The organism is Paraburkholderia sp. BR10141 (assembly GCF_056155635.1).
The window spans coordinates 1-18264 of record NZ_JBMIQH010000062.1 but is presented as its reverse complement, the minus strand read 5'-3'; the positions used below and the strand labels follow the sequence as shown (position 1 = coordinate 18264).

The following is an 18264-nucleotide window of genomic DNA, read 5'->3' as shown; positions in this document are numbered from 1 at the left end:
TTATATGGTTGCCGCGGATGCTCGAACAGCCATAACGTTCGCGTTGTCTGCCGGCTAGGGAGCAGTCGTCAATAGTGGTGTATGCGGGCGGAACGGCATGATCAGGCGGCCAGCGCTTGAGGAGCCGGTGTGCTCGCATTCACCGGAGTTCCGTCTTTGAAGGGAACGCCCTTCAGAAGCTGATCAATTTTCTCGGCACCGCGAATCTTCCTCCAGGTCTGCTCGGCCGCTTCAATCAGCTTGAACGCCATCGCGAGGAGGGTCGCGCGCGACAGACAGTTGCGCGTGCGGCTGGTGCGATGGCGTACCGTAGCAAACGTCGATTCGATCGGATTCGTGGTCCGCACATGCTGCCAGTGCTCCGCAGGGACGTCGTAGAACGCGAGCAGTGCGTCTCGATCCTTCGTGAGCTTCTCGACAGCCTTCGGGTACTTCGCCGCGTACACGTCGACGAACTGATTGAACGCAACAATCGCATCGGCGCGCGTCGCGGCATTCCAGATCTCTGCGAGCGCCGCCTTGGCCTTGCCGTGCTGCGACTTGGGCATCGCGTTGTGGATATTTCCGGCCTTATGAAACCAGCGGCGCTGATGTCGCGTCTGCGGGAACACCTCATCGAGTGCCGCCCATAGTCCCATCGCGCCGTCACCAACCGCGAGCAGTGGCGGCGCCCGAGCCATGGGTGCGGATCGGAAAGATGGACGAAGAAATCGCAGCGATCGAATGTTGGTTGCGCAAAGGGAAGAAGGAAGACAAGGCAGTAAACGAAAGGTTGCGTTGGCAATTCTGCGGGTCGCTCGTGGCGTGTCGACGAGACCTACCTGAAGATTCGCGGCAGCTGGGTCTACCTGTACTGGACAGTGGATCGGGCTGGTCAGACGGTGGACTTCACGCTCAGAGCCCGACGCGACGCGGCTGCGGCCAAAGCTTTTTTTCAGCAAGGCCATCAAGCGTCAGGGCCAGCCGCCGGAGACCATCACGCTCGACGGCTATGCTGCCTCGCACCGCGCGGTGCGCGAAATGAAGACCGATGGTGTGCTGCCTGAAGACACGAAGGTCACGTCCTCAAAATATCTGAACAACGTGATCAAGCAAGACCATCGCCACATCGAGTCCAGAACGAACGCGATGCTTGGGTTCAAGCGATTCGGGAGCGACGCGGCCCCGATTTCAGGAATCGGGTTGACGCATCGCATTCGCAAGGGGTAGTTCGATCTCGCGAAGCTCGGCCTCAAGGAGGCCGCTGCGCCCGCCGTATGGAATGCGGTCCTGTTTGATCGATAAGCCATCCTCCCTATTTGAACTTTTTCAACCCGCCTGCCTATTTGCACCAGCACCCTTCATCCCACGATTTTACTCGACCATCCCAGCAACGCGACAATGCCAATATGATCGATCCGCGACCAAACCGGTTAGCAGTCCTTTATCGACGCTGACTCATCGCACTGCCACCGCAACATGCACCGAACTTTGTTGCGCACACCCAATAATCGGAACCAGCCGAGCGCAAATAATGCCACGCGGTAAGCGAGACTACTAAGAAGTACGTCATCAAATTAATTTATGCCTGCACTTATATTGATCGGCGTAGGTCCTATTGAGGTCTGTTTGCTGCATTTTATCAATGCATCTGAAGCCACAGTCGGTATAAGAGATGTGCGCAAATCTATGCGCCTACTGAGGCAACGCATGGTTCCGTTCAAACAAGGGACGGGGGTAGCCTAACGTATTTGACGACACAATTGCGACACGATGACTCATCTAGAATACCGGGTAGACTGAATTCTGTTATGCAAACCTTAATGACTGGAATGAAATGCATCGCAATTCTCATCAAGCTCAACACCATCTGTCGGCGTAAAACACTGTATGAGATCGCCATCATGGAAGAATCTTCTGCCGGGACGATGGCAAATGGCAGTCGGCATGGCGTCAGCGCCGACACATTCACCGAGAGTCTGTTTTCCATGTGCAAGCTGGACGACTTCGTCCCCAAGTCGCATCCGTTGCGTTCGATCCGCGTGATGGCGAATGAAGCGCTGGCGAAGATGGATCGACTGTTCGCCCAGATGTACGAAGCGGACATAAAGGGCGGGAGGCCGAGCATCGCGCCAGAGAAGTTGCTGCGAGCCATGCTGATTCAGGTGCTTTTCAGCATCCGCTCAGAGTGCCAGCAGATGGAGCAGGTGCAGTACAACCTGCTGTTTCGTTGGTTCATTGGCCTAGCGATGGACGACGAGGTGTGGGTGCCCACGGTCTTTACGAGAAACCGCGAGCGTCTGATCGAGCACGACGCCGTGATCGAATTCTTCAACGAAGGGGTGTCCATCGCCGGGAAGAAGTGTCTGCTCTCAGGTGAGCATTTCAGCGTGGACGGCACCCTAATCCAGGCGTGGGTCGGACACAAGAGTTTTGTACGCAAGAACGGCGACGATCAGGACAACGATGGTGGCGGCACGGGCGACTGCAAAAGCGAGAAACGCAGCAACGAGACACATCCGTCGAAGACCGACCCCGATGCGAAGCTCTATCGAAAAGGCAAAACGGCCAGCGAATTGAGCTACATGGGCCATACGCTAACGGACAACCGGCATGGCTTGGTGGTCAACGCACGCGTGACACGCGCCGACGGTCATGCCGAGCGTGAAGCGGCCAAGATCATGATCCACGACGTACGGCAGGCGGCAGAGGATCCGGGCGCGGAAATCACGCTGGGTGCAGACAAGGGTTACGACGCACAGGAATTCGTCGAGGCGCGCCAGCAGATGAAGGTCACGCCGCACGTTGCGCAAAACACCTCGGGGCGGCGTTCGGCAGTGCCCGATGCGATTGCCTCGAGCGTGGGCTACGCCATTTCGCAGCAAAAGCGCAAGTTGATTGAACAGGGTTTCGGCTGGGCCAAGACCGTGGGGCGCATGCGCCAGGTGATGGTGCGTGGCTTGAAGAAGGTGGACCAGATGTTCGTGTTGAATATGGCGGCCTACAACCTTGTGCGCATGCGATCGCTGGCACAGGTGCGTCCATAGTGGCGGGAAAGCGGCAATGAGGCCAAAAAAAGTAGCCTCAACCCGCCAAAACAACGTTGAATTCGCGTTGAGATTGCGCAATCAGAAAAATTTTCGGCAGGAACCGCGTAAGCGGAACAAGGCCGTCTCCGTTGGGCTGTATTCCAGCGGCCTGCTAGGGCATCCCGGCGGCGGCCGAGTGCACTGGGTGGGTTGATTGACGGGAGACCGCGAAGTCCGCGCCACGTATTGGCGTCGTCCAGCGTCATTTTGGAACGACCCATCTTTTTGATAGAAGGCTATTCGCAAGCATTGATCGAAGCCAACGACCTGATTGGAGTCTCGACTCGTGAATCTTCCAAAACGCATGCTCGTCGCCAATGTCGCGTGGGCCCAGGAAATCGGACGGCGCGAACCAAACTTGTTTCGCGCGCTAGCCATGGGGCAGAAACCGCAAGTGCTCTGGATTGGCTGCTCAGATAGCCGCGTACCCGTCGAAACCATCACCCAGTGCGCGCCGGGGGATCTATTCGTTCATCGCAACATCGCTAACCTTTTTCATCCTGATGACGACAACACCATGAGCGTGCTCGAATATGCGGTGTGTGAGCTGCGGGTCGCGCACATCATTGTCTGCGGGCATTACGGATGCGGGGGCGTGCGCGCCTCGCTACTTCCGCCAGCCGATGCCTCGCCGCACTTCAACCGCCACATCAGGCCGCTTTGCGCACTCGCACACACGCATCACGCGGCGCTCGCTCGCCTGCCATCGGAAGAGGCACGCATCAACCGGCTCGTCGAACTTAATGTACTCGAACAGGTACGCCTGCTGCGCGAGCATCCGCTCGTGCGTGGGCGTGCACCCTCTCCCCTTGTGCACGGCTGGATCTTTTCACTGAACGACGGCCAGATGCGCGAACTCGTGTCGGGCTACGGGCCTGAAACAAGGAAGGCAATCGCCCCCGTCTGAGCCGCTCCAGATCGCTCCGCTTACCTCGTTCACCGGAACATGGCAGTCGCACAAGTTTCGCCGTCGCGGTATTCACCCTTCACTATTTTTCGTTTCCGTCATGACTTCGAAAGCTTTCCCTTCTGCGCTTCTACGTGACCTCGCAGCCGGCGCTGTAGTCTTTCTCGTCGCGCTGCCGTTGTGTCTCGGCATTGCAAAAGCCTCCGGCGCAGAGCCGCTAGCCGGGCTGGTGTCTGGCATCGTTGGTGGCATCGTCGTCGCCTTGCTCAGCGGATCGTCCCTCAGTGTGAGCGGCCCCGCCGCGGGCCTCGTCGTGATCGTCGTCGACGGCATCGCGCGTCTCGGTAGTTTCTCTGCATTCCTTATTGCATTGCTGCTCTCGGGCGCCATCCAGTTCGGCTTCGGCACGCTTCGAGCCGGGCAGCTCGCGTCGTATGTGCCCACACCCGTCATCAAGGGAATGCTCGCCGCAATCGGCCTGCTGCTGATCATCAAGCAGGTTCCACTCGCAGTCGGTCTGACGTCGGGCGGCAACACCGAATCGTTGGCAGGCGCGCTTGCATCCATCTCGCCCATAGTCTGTACTGTAGCCGCCATCTCGCTGGCCATCCTTGCGGCCTGGGACACGCATACATTGCGACGCTTCGCCCTAGTGCGGTTCGTGCCCGCGCCGCTTGTCGTCGTAGTTGCGGGCGTAAGCGCGACGCTGGTTTGCGGCGCGTTAGGCGCCACGCTCGCGTTGCCACCTGAGCTCCGCGTAGCGTTGCCGGCCATCAAATCGTTGGCGGCGCTCCACGACGCCTTGCATTTCGCTGAGTTCGGGTTGAGCTTCGCGCGCCTTGTGGATCCAGAAATCTGGATCGTCGCCCTGACGCTTGCCGTTGTCGCGAGCCTAGAAACGCTCCTGAGCCTCGAAGCCGTCGAGCAGATCGACCCGCAGCGTCGCGCCGCACCACCGAATCGCGAACTCAAAGCGCAAGGCGTCGGCAATATGGTGGCAGGCGCCATCGGGGGATTGCCCATCACATCCGTCATCGTCCGCAGTTCGGCCAACGTCCACGCCGGCGCGCGTAGCAGGCTCTCCGCAATCGTGCACGGCGTGCTACTCCTCGTCAGCGTGTTCTCGCTCACGGATGCGATCAACCTGATTCCGCTCGCGAGTCTCGCCGCCATTCTCATTCATACCGGCATCAAGCTCGCCAGACCGTCGCTGTTCATTATGCTCGCGAAACAGGGAGCGGCAGCGTTCACGCCATTCATTGTAACGATTGCCGGGGTGCTCGCCACCGATCTGCTCACCGGAATTGTCCTCGGCGTGCTGTGCAGCGCCGCGCTCGCGTTGTGGGCGAATCTGCATCGGCCTATTGCCCTCGCGCGACACGACGACCATTTCCTGCTCTCGTTTCGCAAGGATGTGTCGTTTCTCGGCAAGGTGGCGCTCAAGGAGATGCTTGCGCATATCCCGGATCGGGCGACTCTCATCGTCGACACAACCCGCGCCGATTTCATCGACCACGACGTGCGCGAACTGCTGGACCGTTTCATTGACGAGGCGCCGCTGCGGTCGATCTCGGTGGAGGTTCTACATGCCGCAACGGTGCTGCCTCCTGCAACGCGCTCAGGCGCCTGACCGCATGCCAACAATGATGTTGGGATCCATGACGGTTGTGTGTCGCATTAGATGCTATGTGGGAGGGCCGCGGAAGTAAGCCCGACTGGGTAAAACGGAGCTTGCACACATCGTTTTCTCCGAAGGAGCACGCAAATGGATGGCGCGAGCCGGTGCCTCGTGGCGTATGCTGCCGACCAACTTCCCGCCGTCGGAACTGGTCTATCAGCAAACACAAACGTTGGCTGAACGCGGGTTGTTTCGATGCGATGGTCAGCGAATTGCGTTCGGTGCTGCGTATCGCCCAGGAGCGCCGGGGGCAACCCAGCGCGGTTATCCTGGATGGACGCACGTTGCAGTCCACGTGCGAAAGCGGCCCGCGTGCGGGCTACGATGGCTATAACCGCAAGCGTGGCAGCAAGGTACACATGGCGGTCGATACGCTGGGCAATCTGCTGGCTGTGCACATTACGCCGGCCAACGAGCAGGGGCGAGCGCAGGTTGCCGAGCTTGCCCGCCAGGTTCAGGAGGTATCGGGTCAAACAATGACGGTGGCATTCACGGACCAAGGCTATACAGGTGAGGACGCGACGCAGGCCGCGCGTGATGAAGGCATTGAACGGCAGGCCATCAAGCTGCCGGAGGCGAAAAAAGGCTTTGTCCTCCTGCCGCGTCGCTGGGTGGTCGAGCGCAGCTTTGGCTTGTTGAATCGCTTCCGGCGGCTCGCACGAGATTACGAGCGACTTCCGCAGACGCTTGCAGGGCTTCATTTCGTCGTCTTCGCAATGTTGATGCTCGTTCCACGCTTCCCAGCGCGACGCAGTAGGGCGCGGGATCTCCCGGTTCCCATGCAAGGTGTTTCCGCACGTGCTCAGGGTCTCCGACCGCGCGGGGTCCGGGATTGCCTTGCCAATACGGCAATCCCGGTGTGGCTTTCGGCAAGCGTCAAGCGCCTCGGCACCCCGATCAGCCCGCACCTTTCGGAACGGGGAATGGATTTCGCAGCTCGATACCTGGCCCATGCGTACCTCTGCCAACGCTTCGCCTACGCCCTTACGGACGCACACGCATGACTCGAGGCCGTTGTGGTTGGCTAGACCTTCAACGTATGACTCTTTCATTCACAACACCTTGCCGGGTTTGACCGGCGCACGGACGCGTTCGTTTCATTGCTCACGCCCAATGCGGCTTCGAACAGCTTGCTGTGCATAACCTGCCCTCGTCGTGTTTATGCAGAAGTCGGGACGATACCCCCCACTGGAAATTCAACAGAGGCAAAATTGAGTCCATTCATCTACGGCTGTAACGGCGACCTTGAGGTAGGTCAAACATTGGTCAACACGGGTAGGAGGCCATGAACAACGAAATTGGAGAGTGTGCGAAACTAAACATTAACGAATGTCGCGAAAATACGTCGGCGTGAAGTGCATGTGGTAGCGTATGCTTGGCCAGCCACGCCCTGACCTTCGGATGCTTATGCGTCGCATCGTTGTCGACGATCAGATGCACATCGAGATTGTGCGGGCACCGCCTGATCCGCATGCCTGAGAAACGCGAGGAATTCCTGATGACGGTGGCGCGGCTTACATTGCGCGATGACTTCACCCGTTGCCGTATTGAGGGCGGCGAACAGCGGGTAGCGCCCTGCCGGACGTAGTCATGCGTCACTCCCTCAAGATAGCCCCGCCCCATCGGCAACATCGGCTGCGTCCGCTCTAGCGCCTGGCACTGGCTCTTTTCGTTGACGCACAGCACCAAAGCATTGGTCGGTGGGCTCAGGTACAGCCCGACAATATCGCGCACCTTCTCTACGAAGTAGGGATCATTAGACAGCTTGAAACTTTTTGACCAATGAGGGGCGTTGCATAAGTGGAACGTAAGGACAGGCCACGCGCCGCTGCGCTTAGCCGTACCTCGTCGATCAGCCAACCCGACACTGAATCACAATGACCTCCTTCGAACACATCTCCAGTCACCCCATCCCGGATCTGCGCGCGCAGCTCGAGCAATACCTAGACCCCGCATCCGGAGCACGTCATGTACATTTGGCCAGCGACCAGGACGAGTTCGCTTTCCTGGTGGGCTTTCCGACGGTTCCGCAAGCTAGCGACGGGCGTGCCCATATCCTCGAGCATCTTGCACTGTGCGGCTCGGAGCGTTTCCCGGTGGCGGACCCGTTTTTCGCAATGCTGCGGCGCTCAACGGCGACTTTCATGAATGCGATGACGTACCCCGACCGCACGGTCTATCCGTTCGCGAGTACCGATCGCACCGACTTCTTCAATCTGCTCGACGTCTATCTTGACGCGACCTTCTTCCCCAAGCTGGATTACCTTAGCTTCCGTCAGGAGGGCTGGCGCCATTCCTTCAAGGACGATCGCCTGATCCGTCAAGGTGTAGTGCTCAACGAGATGAAGGGCGCGTTTGGCGATCCGCTGAGCATCCTGTACTCCGGCCTCAACAAGGCTCTGTTCCCCGGAACGTCCTACGCCGAGAACTACGGCGGCGACCCGCTCGTCATCCCGGAGCTTTCACACGAAATGCTGCTGGAGTTCCACGCCAGCCACTACCACCCTTCGCAAGCGATGTTCATGAGCGCTGGTCGAATCGAGGCAAAGGAGATTCAGGCCAAGCTCGTTGAGCGCGTGCTCTCGCGCCGCACGGGACGGTGCCCGGCGCGTCGGCCAGAGCTGGCTGCTGACTGGATAGCACCGCGCCGCGCTCAGGTCAGAGTACCGTCGGCTCAAGCGCGCCCTGACGAACATGGCCTACAGCTCAGCTGGCGCTTCGGTGAATCCACCGACCCGCTAGCCACTGCACGACTTCGGCTACTGAGCCACGGCTTGCTTGGCGACGCCTCCGCGCCGGTGATGAAGGCGATGCAGTCGGCCGGCTTCGGCCGACCAAGCCAGATGAATTTCGTCGACAGCGGCCTGCGCCAGCTTGTGCTGCATATTGGCATGGAAGGATTGACCGAGACACAGGTGGAGCGAGCAAAGAGCTGTATCGAGCAAGCCCTCGAGGACGCCGCAACTGACGGCGTTCCGGTGGATGTCCTCAAAACCGCACTGCGCGACATGCGCTTTGCACAGCGCGAGATTCAGGGGGACACAATCCCAGACGCACTGCGCCGGTTGCTTGACGCCATACCCTTGCTGATGAACGGAGGCGATGTCGCAACGGCATTCGATATCGAACCCGTGCTTCAGCAACTCGAGAAAGAGATTGAGGACCCGGCCTTCTTCAAGCGTGCCGTCCGTGAGCTGATCAATCACCCGAATCTTCTGGCCACGCACGTGATTGCAGATGCCGACTTCGCGACTCTGCGCGAGGCGCAGGAAGCCAAGGCGCTCGCGCTGAAGGAGCGCGAGCTGAGCGACGACGAGCGTCGCCAGATCGGCGCCGAGGAGGCCGCTCTGGCCGAACACCGGAAGGCTCGAAGCAACATCGATGTACTGCCTTGCGTTCAGCCGAGCGAACTCAGGCGTGAGCCCATCGCGTTCCCAGAGATTCAACATCAGCACAGCTCGATTAGCGTCGTCGGTGGCGCCACCAACGGCATCACCTATGCGACCACGCTTTTCGATCTGAGCACGGCCCCGAAGGACGATTGGCCCTGGCTATCCCTGTACGCCGACATCGTGCCGGACCTCGGGACTGGTAGTTTGGGATTTGAAGAAGCGGGCCGATGGCGCCAGCGTCAGGTGTCCTCATTCTCAATGACGCTGGACACCTTGGTGGAGGCCGGTCGCACGAGCCTGACGCCGCAACTGAACGTTCATGCCTCCGCGCTGACTGGGGACGAAGCCGGAATCCCCTCCGCCATCGCGGCGTGGGCCTTGGTGCCGCGATTCGATGAACTCGACCGCATCTCGTTTTTGACCAAAGCGCGCGTCGCGCGTAAAGTCAACGGCTTAGCAGCGGCGGCCGGCCAGTACGCTTCTCTGGCCGCGGCCGCGCCCTACTCGATTCGTCGGCAATTTGCCCACCGCGTGCACGGCCTAGCCTCTCTGCCATTCGTCGCCGCGCTAGGCAAGATGCTGGAGTCGCCGGAGGGCGTTCAAGCTATCGCCGACCACCTGAAGCGCATTCACCAGCTGTTGCTGGAGGTGCCCAATCGCGTCATTTGGGTTGGCCTGAACGGATCGTCGCTCGAGGCCTCGAAGGCATTGGACCTGCGCCCCTCTCGGGCGGGCAGGCTGGGTGCATCTGACGCGATCTCGCGTGCTCATGAAGTCGCCAACGTGGCCTTGCGTGTGGCAAGCCAGGTGAACCATTGCCACATTGCATGGGCCGCGCCTAGTGTCGAGCATCCCGATGCTGCGCCTCTCGCTGTTGCCGCCGAGCTCCTGACCCATCTTGCGCTGCACCGCAAGCTGCGCGAAGAGGGGGGCGCCTACGGCGGCTGGGCCAGCTATAGCGCGGAGGATGGCCTTTTTACGATGAGTTCGTTTCGCGATCCCCGGCTGGCGGGCACCTACGCGGATTTCGCGGGCTCGGTGCGCGAGATCCAGGACGCAAGCTTTAGCCAACAGACCCTCGAAGAAGCCATCATCTCAGTCATCAAGCGACTCGACAAACCTCTGGCACCATATACTCTCGCCAGTGCAGCCGATCGTTCGGAGCGTCGCGGTGTGACGAAGGAGATGCGCCGAGCCTTCCGCCAACAAGTGCTCGCTTGCACTTTGATGCAAGTCAAGGAGGCGCTCGCTCGCTGGCTACTCCCACAAGCGGCTAGCCGTGCCGCCGCTGTGGGAAATGCAAACCAGGATCTCTGCGGAATGGCTGTGATCGAGGTAGCTGACCTTGTGAATTGATTCAAGTGATTGCGGGTTTGACCGTGCCTCGATTTCGCGTACAGCAGGAATTTTGTTAATTTCCTACTGTACGGAGGGGTTGCATGTCAGAAAGGTCAGTGCCGAAACGGCAACACACAGACGAATTCATGATCGAGGCCGTCAGGCTTGCCAAATCAGTCGGGCAGCACGAGGCTGCACGAAGGCTTGGGGTACCAGTGGCGACGCTAGGGAACTGGATGCGGCGTGGCCGCCGATTCGAGGGCGTTGGCCCGGCGAGTGGTCGCGAAGCGGTCACGGCACGAACAACTCGCCCGATCAGTGCGCTGGAAGCCTAGAACAGCCGGTTGCGCAACGAATTGGCCAGTGCGAAGCTGGACATCGAAATCTCTCAAAAGCGACGGCGTACTTCGCGAAAGGGTCGCGGTGAAGTACGCATGGATCGATTCCCACCGCGACCAGTACCGCGTCAGCCGCCTGTGCCGAATGCTTGATGTATCGCGCAGCGGCTATTGCCAGTGGCGTCGCCGCGGATCGAGCAGGCGCGCTCAGGCCAATGCAGCGCTGGACGCCGCGGTCGCCACCATCTACCCGGCGAGTCGCGGCAGCTGCCGTCGTCCTCGTATCGTGCGGCAGTTGCGTGCCCAGGGCCAGCCGGCGAGCGCGGAGCGCGTACGTCGCGCAGCCTGCAACGCCAAGGGCTGCGTCCGGTCTATATAAACGGATCTGGCGCATGCGCTCGGTTTCCGGCTGCTCGAACACGACGTGCATACGTAGGTCCGCCGCCACGCGTGCCGCGGCCGCCTGGAAGTCCTCGGGGCCGGACAGGGACAGCGTGGAGCCGAACTTCTGCTGGGCAAAGCGTGGCGCGATCTCGATCGCGTCGCGCTCGCTGTCCCACAGCCGCAGCGAGCGGCCCTCGTCGACGAGCAGCGCCGCGCCATCCTTGCGGTAATCAACCTCGCCGCTGGCCCGCACCTCATACGTGATCGACGGGCCATGCCAAAGGATTTCGTTGTGCGACTGAGTTGCGCCGTGCGCGCCATCCCGCGGCGCGGCAAGCGCAAGCGAACGCGCCTCGGCGGCACGCTGTGATCGCCGGCGGACCCGTTCAGTTGAGGAGAGGTCCGTGCGATCGGCGAACGCGCTCCGGGCGTCATGGAACGCGCTTTTGATCGTAAGCGACATTTGGCGGCCGTCTTGACGATCAGAATTTGATCTCGAAGAGGCGTTCATTGACGTCCGGAAGGTCAAAGGCAGAGGGACTGAAACTGCCGCCACACCAGTCGAGTAATCGCTGGTGTTCTTCATGAGCGGGATCGATGATCGCGTCGAGGAACTCGACGTAGCCGGGTACGCCGCCAACATCTTCCGGCGGACAGGCATTGCGGCCGTCCAGGCAGATGGGCGCGCGCAACTGGGGATCAGGCGCCAGGACCTTCTCGAGCTTCACACGATGCTGCCAGTTGTCGCCGCAATCGTAGATGTAGGTGAATGACTTCAGCGCACCGAGCGCACGGCCCAGGTTCACCCGCGCTTCGTTGAGCATCGGCGGGTCACTCGGGAAGTCCGGATCGGGCACCCCGTAGTGGTGTCGCCGAACACGAATTCGTGCAGGTGGCCCAGGTAATTCGCTTCGCCAGAAGCCATAGTCCGTCATCGGTTGCCCAGAGAATTTTTACCAGATCGCCGCGACGTCCCCGAAAAATGAACACGTCGCCGCCGAGCGGATTCTCTTCGAGTGCCGCTTGCACCTTCGCAGCAAGAGCCGGGAAACCACTACGCATGTCGGTGACGCCTGCGGCGATCCAGGTGCGAGTGCCTGCCGGCAGGCCGATCATCGGGATAGCTCCCGGATCAGCAGCCGCAGCATATCCGGTGACACGTTGCCGCGAACTCTCAAGCGTGCACGGTCGAACTCGATCTCGCAAAGATCCTCTGGCGAGTGTGCTGTATCGACTGCCATCGGTGGCGTATGTTCCGCCGCTTCAGCGACTACATCCACGGGCGACAGCGACGGCACCTCCGGTGCCCGCTTCGGCGTTGCGCCCTCCGGAAGCGTTGGCAAACCGTACTCTCCTGCCAGATAAAGATAAAGCCGTCGCCATTTGAACAACAGGTTCGCAGTGATGTCGTTGCTGCGCGCGATCAACGCCACCGACGCGCCCGGTTCGAAAGACTGTTCAACCAGTTGCCGTTTGAACTCGGTCGGAAAGTTCGGCCGCTTATATGCGCCGACTGCGGCGCCATCGCCCCACGTCTTGTTCACTTTGGTATCCACCATAATTTGGTGGGTACCAATTACCCAAAATCTCAATCAGCACGCCAGAGCGGCCGCGGCGAGACGCTTACCTTATGACCCCCGATGGGCAGTTCAAACTCCTCCACTTGTGGGCGGCTAAATTCCCCCCGGGCAGGACGAGCGGATTATGCGTCGGATTCCTCAGTGACGGCAAGTCTGGCGGCGGCTTCCCGCAGGCGATAGCTCTTGCCTTCAAACTCGAGGAGTTTGGAGCGGTGCAGCAGGCGATCAAGGATCGTCGAGGCCATGGTGCTGTCGCGAAGGTAGCGCCTCCAGTCCTGGACGAGGCGGTTGGACGTGACGAGGATGCTGCGGCGTTGCTTGTAGCGTTGATGGACCACGGTCTGCAGCAGTTCGGCCGCGGCATCGGGAATGCGTTTGGCGAGGAACAGATCGTCAAGCACGAGAAGTTCGGGCTCGACGAGGGCCTTGAGCAACCGGTCCTGATCGGCACGCGTTTCCACGGCATAGCCGGCGAGCACGATGTCGCGACGTAGCTCACCTTCATTCCCTGCAGGGTGGCGTTGTAGGCGATGGCCTTGGCGATGTGGCTTTTGCCGGGGCCGGCTCCGCACCCGCTCCCGCCACTACCACCGCCCATTCGGGTAAATCCACCGGCCAGAGCGAACTCAGGACGGGATAAAACTCGGGGGCAAGGTCATTCACGGACGACTATTTAAGAGTTCTGATTAAGGCCGTTGAGATCGCCCGACCCAGAACTTGGCGGTTCTCCGGGACATCCATCATAGTCACGTGGTCGCCCGGAATTGGCACGGCATGAATGGCCTCCGCACTTAAAATTCGGTCCCAACCCCGCAAAGGCGAAATTGCTTCTGGACCTAGAGAAGTTTGTCGAGAACGTGTCCGACTGCTAAAAGGCCGGGTCGCATAGAATTGGTGTATCTCAACTGGAAGGGACGGAACTTGATACAAGCGCAGCGCCCGTTGAAACTGCGTGGCCCTTTCATACCTCAGAATATCATTGCGAAGATCACGATCCAGCGGGATCGCCCCGATTTTCTGAGCTTTTTCAAGAAGTCGGGAAATTGAACTTTGTCCAGCGAAGCGATTGAGGATTTCGAACTTCTCGTCATTCAATTCGAGAGACTCTAACACTACTTCTTGTATCATTTGGGTGGATGATGTCCTTGATGGATTTGCAAATAACAAAACGTCAATTAGGCTGATGAAGGAAACAGCTTCGTTGAGGTTTAGTAACTGCTGCGCAATTGCATAAGCCAAGATTCCTCCTGACGAGTATCCAGACAACCGATATGGACCTCGCGGCTGGATCTCGCGAATCGCCAAGCTCGCTTGCGAGGCGATCTCTTGAAGACTTGGAAATTGAAATGCACTGAATTGCGGCCATGGCAAAGCGTAGACCGAACAGTCGACGTCCATTTCTTGCACCAAGCTGGGGACATAGGAGCAATCGCCCAACCCTGTAGGAACAAAGAACACCGTTGGCCGCGATCTGATTTCTCGAACACAAATCGCTCTCACACAGCTGGGCTGCGGTGCCAAACGAACTTTCGATGCAACTTCCTTCAGAAGGGGGGCTTGGAAGAGGTCGGCGACGCCGAACCTGAGCCCGAGATCGACTGCGCGACTGAGCAGTTGCACCGCTAAGAGCGAGTGGCCGCCCAGTTCGAAGAAGTTGTCGTTCCGTCCGACCCGCTCCACCCCTAGAAGCTCGGCCCAGATCTCTGCCAGCACCGTCTCGAGCTCCCCGCGCGGCGCCTCATAGGCCGCCCGCGCATAGGCATCGTCAGCCGGCGCCGGCAGTGCCTTGCGGTCGAGCTTGCCGTTCACCGTCAGCGGCAGCTCCGATAGCCGCACGAACGCCGACGGCACCATGTAGTTCGGCAGCCGCGCACTTAGATGCGCGCGCAAGGTGTTGGCAAGGTCAGGGCCATCCAGCTCATCCGATTGAGCTTCGGGCGCACACACCACATAGGCGATAAGATGCTTGTCGCCGGCGCGGTTCTGTCGCGCCACCGCCACCGCCTCGCGTACCCACGCATGCCCGCACAGGTGCGCGGCCACCTCGCCCGGCTCGATGCGAAAGCCCCGGATCTTGATCTGGTCGTCATTGCGCCCCAGGAACTCCAGATTGCCGTCCGGCAGATAACGCCCCAGGTCGCCGGTCCGGTACAGCCGATCGCCCTCCACGAAGGGACTGGCGATGAACCGCTCGGCTGTCAGCTCGGGGCGGTTCAGATAGCCCCGCGCGCCCCCCGCCCCGCCAATGTAAAGCTCGCCCACCGCACCAAACGGCACGGGCGCGCCATGACCGTCCAGCAGATAAACCCGCGTGTTCGAAATCGGACGGCCGATCGGGACCACTGACCCATTAAAATCAGCCGGGCAATTCCAGGCCGTTACGTCGATAGCAGATTCCGTGGGACCATATAGATTGTGCAGACCGGTCCAAGGTAATACGCACCGAACCTTCTGCGTAAGGGAAGCAGAAAGCGCCTCACCACTACACACGAGACGCTGCAGGGATGTGCAGCGATCAACGCCCTTCGTATCCATGAAGCTGGCCAGCATGGATGGTACAAAGTGAGCGGTGGTGATGCGTTGGCCGATTATCAGGTTTACAAGCGCATCTGGGTCTTTGTGCACACCTGGAACCGCCAGCACCAGGGTTGCCCCTTCAAGCAATGTCCAAAAGAATTCCCAGGCAGAGACATCGAAGCTAAACGGGGTCTTCTGCAAGACAACATCAGCCGTATTGAGTGCATAGGCCTTTTGCATCCAGATCAGGCGATTGATAATAGCTCGATGCTCATTCTGTACCCCTTTGGGAGTTCCGGTTGAGCCTGAGGTGTAGATCACATAGGCGAGATGGCGGGACGTGAGGCCAAGCGTGCGCGGCTCCGGGTCCGAAGGCGGCCGCTCGCCCCAGACCGGCGTGGCCGTCTCCAGATCAACCGCTATCACATCGGTCAGCACCTCGGGCCCGAGTGCGGCGCGGCCGGCCGCATCACAAAGCAGCAACTGCGGCGCGGCATCGCCCAGCACCTGGCGCAACCGCTGAGACGGATAGGCCGGATCCAGCGGTAGATAGGCGCCCCCCGCTTTCAGTATCGCCAAGAGCCCCACCACCATCGCCGGGCTGCGCTTCAGGCAGATCGCCACCGGCTGATCCGGCCTGACTCCGAGTGCGATCAGATGATGGGCCAGCCGGTTGGCCCGCGCATTGAGTTCGCCGTAGCTCAGTCTCTCGTTCTCGTGGACCACCGCCACCGCCTCCGGTGAGCGGCGCACCTGCGCCTCGAACAGCTCATGGATGCACTGCTCCGACGGATACGCCGCTGCCGTGCGGTTCAGATCCTCCAGCAGATAGTTGCGCTCCTCAGCCGGCAGGATATCGATGCGGCCGACCGGCTGGCCTGCATCGGTAGCCATCGCCCGCAGCAGCGCCAGCAGATAACCACGCTGCCGCTCGATCGTCGCCTGATCAAAAAGTGCCGTGGCATAGCTCAGTGTTCCAGCGATCTTCTCGCCATGCTCGCTAAAGCTCAGCTCCAGATCGAACTTGACCTGATCGAGCCAGTCGGCAGCCTCCACACTCAGCCCGGGAAGGTCGAACGACGGACCGGCGTGGTTCTCCCAAGCCAACATCACCTGGAACAATGGCGTGTGGTCAAGCGCCCGGTGCGGCTGCACGATCTCCACCACCTGCTCGAACGGTAGGTCCTGATGCTCCTGCGCAGCCAGCGTCGTGCGCCGCGTCCGCTCCAGAAGCTCCGACACGCTTGGCTCGCCCGATAGGTCCAGCCGAAGCGCCAAGGTGTTGACGAAGAACCCGATCAACTCTTCAATCTCGCGGCGACCCCGATTGGCACTCGGCACCCCGATCACAAGGTCGTCCTGCCCCGACAGCCGCGACAGCACCGCAGCCCATGCAGCCAGCACCGTCATGAACAACGTCGTGCCATGCTGCCAGCTCAGCCGCTTCAAGTCCCGCGTCAGATCCGCATCGATGACAACAGGAACACTGGCCCCGGCAAATGACTGCTGGGCCGGCCACGCACGGTCCGTCGGCAAGACAAGACGGGCCGTGCCTGAAAGGGCGTTGCGCCAATATTTCGCCTGCTTCTGCAGCCGTTCCCCCGACAGCCATTGGCGTTGCCAGGCGGCATAATCCGGATACTGGATCGCCAGCGGCGGCAAAGGATCGTCCTGTCCAGCCTCGAACGCCCGGTAAAGCTGGCTGAGTTCACGCACCAGCACGCCCATCGACCAGCCGTCCGAGATGATGTGATGCTGGGTCAGCAGGAAGACGTGTTCCTCATCCGAAATCCGCACCAAACGCCCGCGGATCAGCGGCCCGCGCGCAAGATCAAACGGCGTGCACTCCTCTTCATGGCACAGATCCAAAAGTGCCGCCGCCGCATCCGGCCTCTGCCGTAGATCGTGCTCAAACACCGGCAGTCCCGCATCCGACGGCAGGATCTCAACCCGGGGCTTGGCCTGCGGCGCGACAAAGACACTGCGCAGTGCCTCATGACGCGCAAACAAACAGTCAAGGCTGCGCCGCCAGGCGCTGCGGTCGAGCACCTCGCGCAACCGCAAGGCTAGCGGAATGTGATAGTGCGTGCTGCCTTCATCCAGCTGCGCCAAAAACCACAGCCGCTGCTGCGCAAACGACAGCACAAGCGGCTCATGACGCGATACGGCCACAATCGCCGGCAGGTGTTGGGGACCGCAGCGACTCAACACCTCGACGGTGCTTGCCGCCAGATCGCCCAGCACCGGCCTGGCGAACAGCGTCGACAACGGCAGTTCGACCCCAACAGCCTGCGACAGCCGGCTCGACACCTGCACCGCCAGGAGCGAGTGGCCACCGAGCTCGAAGAAGTTGTCGTGGCGTCCGACCCGCTCGATCCCTAGAAGCTCCGCCCAGATCTCTGCCAGCACCGTCTCGAGCTCCCCGCGCGGCGCCTCATAGGCCGCCCGCGCATAGGCATCGTCAGCCGGCGCCGGCAGTGCCTTGCGGTCGAGCTTGCCGTTCACCGTCAGCGGCAGCCCCGATAGCCGCACGAACGCCGACGGCACCATGTAGTTCGGCAAGCCGTTGCCAAGTATTCCGAGCGATCGAGTGGGGACAATTTAGCCAAAGTACTTGGACTGAACCACGAACTCGACTGCCATCCGGGCGGCGCCGCAGCCACGGACGATGACAGGAAAGGAGGATGCAATGTTCTAAACTGTTCGAGCCGCTGTCGCCAAAAATTCTCCAGAGGCGCCAGCAATTCATGGGTGGCAGTTATGCTCCGCGCCTGTTCATCGCTCAAGATCGGAAGGCGACTACCTTCATCCACATTGAAGTGCCTGGCGAGGGCTCGCGCGTCCAGCATCTGCCCATCGAGTTCGCAAAAGCAAACATCGACATCCTCGGAGCCCGTCGCCACACGCCAATGGCTCGAGTGGACTTCGAGCAGGGAACCCGCCGGACTGCTCGAGCTTCGAGCCAAGACGTCCAACTTTCTGACTTTGACAGCCTGATCGCCCAGGAGATCCAACCCTGAACTCCGACATCGTGGGGCATCGACGGGAGGAAGTGATCGAAG

General features: G+C 60.5%; 9 protein-coding genes and 7 pseudogenes. 8 read left to right on the top strand and 8 right to left on the bottom strand.

Translation table 11 applies throughout. From position 1 onward, the window contains the following. Positions 1–101: 101 nt before the first annotated feature. Positions 102–665, bottom strand: a pseudogene (locus tag ACOJB8_RS39325) (transposase); the annotation flags it as partial. A gap of 120 nt (positions 666–785) precedes the next feature. Here ACOJB8_RS39325 and ACOJB8_RS39320 point away from each other — a divergent pair. From ACOJB8_RS39320 to ACOJB8_RS39300, 5 genes and pseudogenes are all read left to right on the top strand, one after another. After that, positions 786–1284, top strand: a pseudogene (locus tag ACOJB8_RS39320) (IS6 family transposase); the annotation flags it as partial. A gap of 623 nt (positions 1285–1907) precedes the next feature. Then, positions 1908–3026 (top strand): IS5 family transposase, encoded by a 1119-nt coding sequence (locus tag ACOJB8_RS39315; protein ID WP_475017605.1) that lies wholly within the window; start codon positions 1908–1910, stop codon positions 3024–3026. A gap of 328 nt (positions 3027–3354) precedes the next feature. Then, the gene (locus ACOJB8_RS39310; RefSeq protein ID WP_475017603.1) at positions 3355–3975 is read left to right on the top strand and encodes a carbonic anhydrase; all 621 of its coding nucleotides are present in this window, start codon (positions 3355–3357) and stop codon (positions 3973–3975) included. Positions 3976–4075: 100 nt separating this feature from the next. Beyond that, positions 4076–5605 (top strand): SulP family inorganic anion transporter, encoded by a 1530-nt coding sequence (locus tag ACOJB8_RS39305; RefSeq protein WP_368605758.1) that lies wholly within the window; start codon positions 4076–4078, stop codon positions 5603–5605. Between the two features lie 127 nt (positions 5606–5732). After that, positions 5733–6381 (top strand): annotated as a pseudogene (locus ACOJB8_RS39300) (IS5 family transposase); the annotation flags it as partial. A gap of 600 nt (positions 6382–6981) precedes the next feature. On the opposite strand, the pseudogene ACOJB8_RS39295 reads toward ACOJB8_RS39300, so the two are convergent. Next, a pseudogene (locus ACOJB8_RS39295) lies at positions 6982–7441 on the bottom strand (IS630 family transposase); the annotation flags it as partial. Between the two features lie 89 nt (positions 7442–7530). Here ACOJB8_RS39295 and ACOJB8_RS39290 point away from each other — a divergent pair. Continuing rightward, positions 7531–10401: an insulinase family protein gene (locus tag ACOJB8_RS39290; RefSeq protein ID WP_368605759.1), complete on the top strand. Its 2871-nt coding sequence runs from the start codon at positions 7531–7533 to the stop codon at positions 10399–10401. 83 nt (positions 10402–10484) lie between these two features. Next, positions 10485–11096 (top strand): annotated as a pseudogene (locus tag ACOJB8_RS39285) (transposase); the annotation flags it as partial. Between the two features lie 19 nt (positions 11097–11115). Here the strand turns inward: ACOJB8_RS39285 and ACOJB8_RS39280 are convergent. The 6 genes and pseudogenes from ACOJB8_RS39280 to ACOJB8_RS39255 form a co-directional block, all read right to left on the bottom strand. After that, positions 11116–11568 (bottom strand): annotated as a pseudogene (locus ACOJB8_RS39280) (LPD7 domain-containing protein); the annotation flags it as partial. A 19-nt stretch (positions 11569–11587) separates the two neighbouring features. Then, positions 11588–11929: a plasmid pRiA4b ORF-3 family protein gene (locus ACOJB8_RS39275; protein WP_475017600.1), complete on the bottom strand. Its 342-nt coding sequence runs from the start codon at positions 11927–11929 to the stop codon at positions 11588–11590. A gap of 7 nt (positions 11930–11936) precedes the next feature. Beyond that, the gene (tnpB, locus tag ACOJB8_RS39270) at positions 11937–12221 is read right to left on the bottom strand and encodes an IS66 family insertion sequence element accessory protein TnpB (protein WP_475017599.1); all 285 of its coding nucleotides are present in this window, start codon (positions 12219–12221) and stop codon (positions 11937–11939) included. After that, positions 12218–12649: an IS66-like element accessory protein TnpA gene (gene tnpA / locus ACOJB8_RS39265; protein ID WP_475017597.1), complete on the bottom strand. Its 432-nt coding sequence runs from the start codon at positions 12647–12649 to the stop codon at positions 12218–12220. The genes tnpB and tnpA overlap by 4 nt, the downstream gene beginning before the upstream one ends. A gap of 158 nt (positions 12650–12807) precedes the next feature. Next, a pseudogene (locus ACOJB8_RS39260) lies at positions 12808–13247 on the bottom strand (ATP-binding protein); the annotation flags it as partial. Between the two features lie 107 nt (positions 13248–13354). Further along, entirely contained in the window at positions 13355–17764 is a 4410-nt protein-coding gene (locus ACOJB8_RS39255) for an amino acid adenylation domain-containing protein (protein ID WP_475017595.1), read from the bottom strand. Between the two features lie 122 nt (positions 17765–17886). Here ACOJB8_RS39255 and ACOJB8_RS39250 point away from each other — a divergent pair, with 122 nt between their 5' ends. After that, on the top strand, positions 17887–18222 hold the full coding sequence (locus ACOJB8_RS39250) for a hypothetical protein (RefSeq protein WP_475017594.1): 336 nt from the start codon (positions 17887–17889) through the stop codon (positions 18220–18222). The last annotated feature ends 42 nt before the right edge of the window (positions 18223–18264 follow it).

What these genes read in the sequence shown, in the direction of transcription:
- ACOJB8_RS39305 (WP_368605758.1), top strand. Translation starts at nt 4,076, where the DNA reads ATGACTTCGAAAGCTTTCCCTTCTGCGCTTCTACGTGACCTCGCAGCC.
- ACOJB8_RS39275 (WP_475017600.1), bottom strand. Translation starts at nt 11,929, where the DNA reads ATGCTCAACGAAGCGCGGGTGAACCTGGGCCGTGCGCTCGGTGCGCTG.
- tnpB (WP_475017599.1), bottom strand. Translation starts at nt 12,221, where the DNA reads ATGATCGGCCTGCCGGCAGGCACTCGCACCTGGATCGCCGCAGGCGTC.
- ACOJB8_RS39250 (WP_475017594.1), top strand. Translation starts at nt 17,887, where the DNA reads ATGCAATGTTCTAAACTGTTCGAGCCGCTGTCGCCAAAAATTCTCCAG.
- ACOJB8_RS39290 (WP_368605759.1), top strand. Translation starts at nt 7,531, where the DNA reads ATGACCTCCTTCGAACACATCTCCAGTCACCCCATCCCGGATCTGCGC.
- ACOJB8_RS39315 (WP_475017605.1), top strand. Translation starts at nt 1,908, where the DNA reads ATGGCAAATGGCAGTCGGCATGGCGTCAGCGCCGACACATTCACCGAG.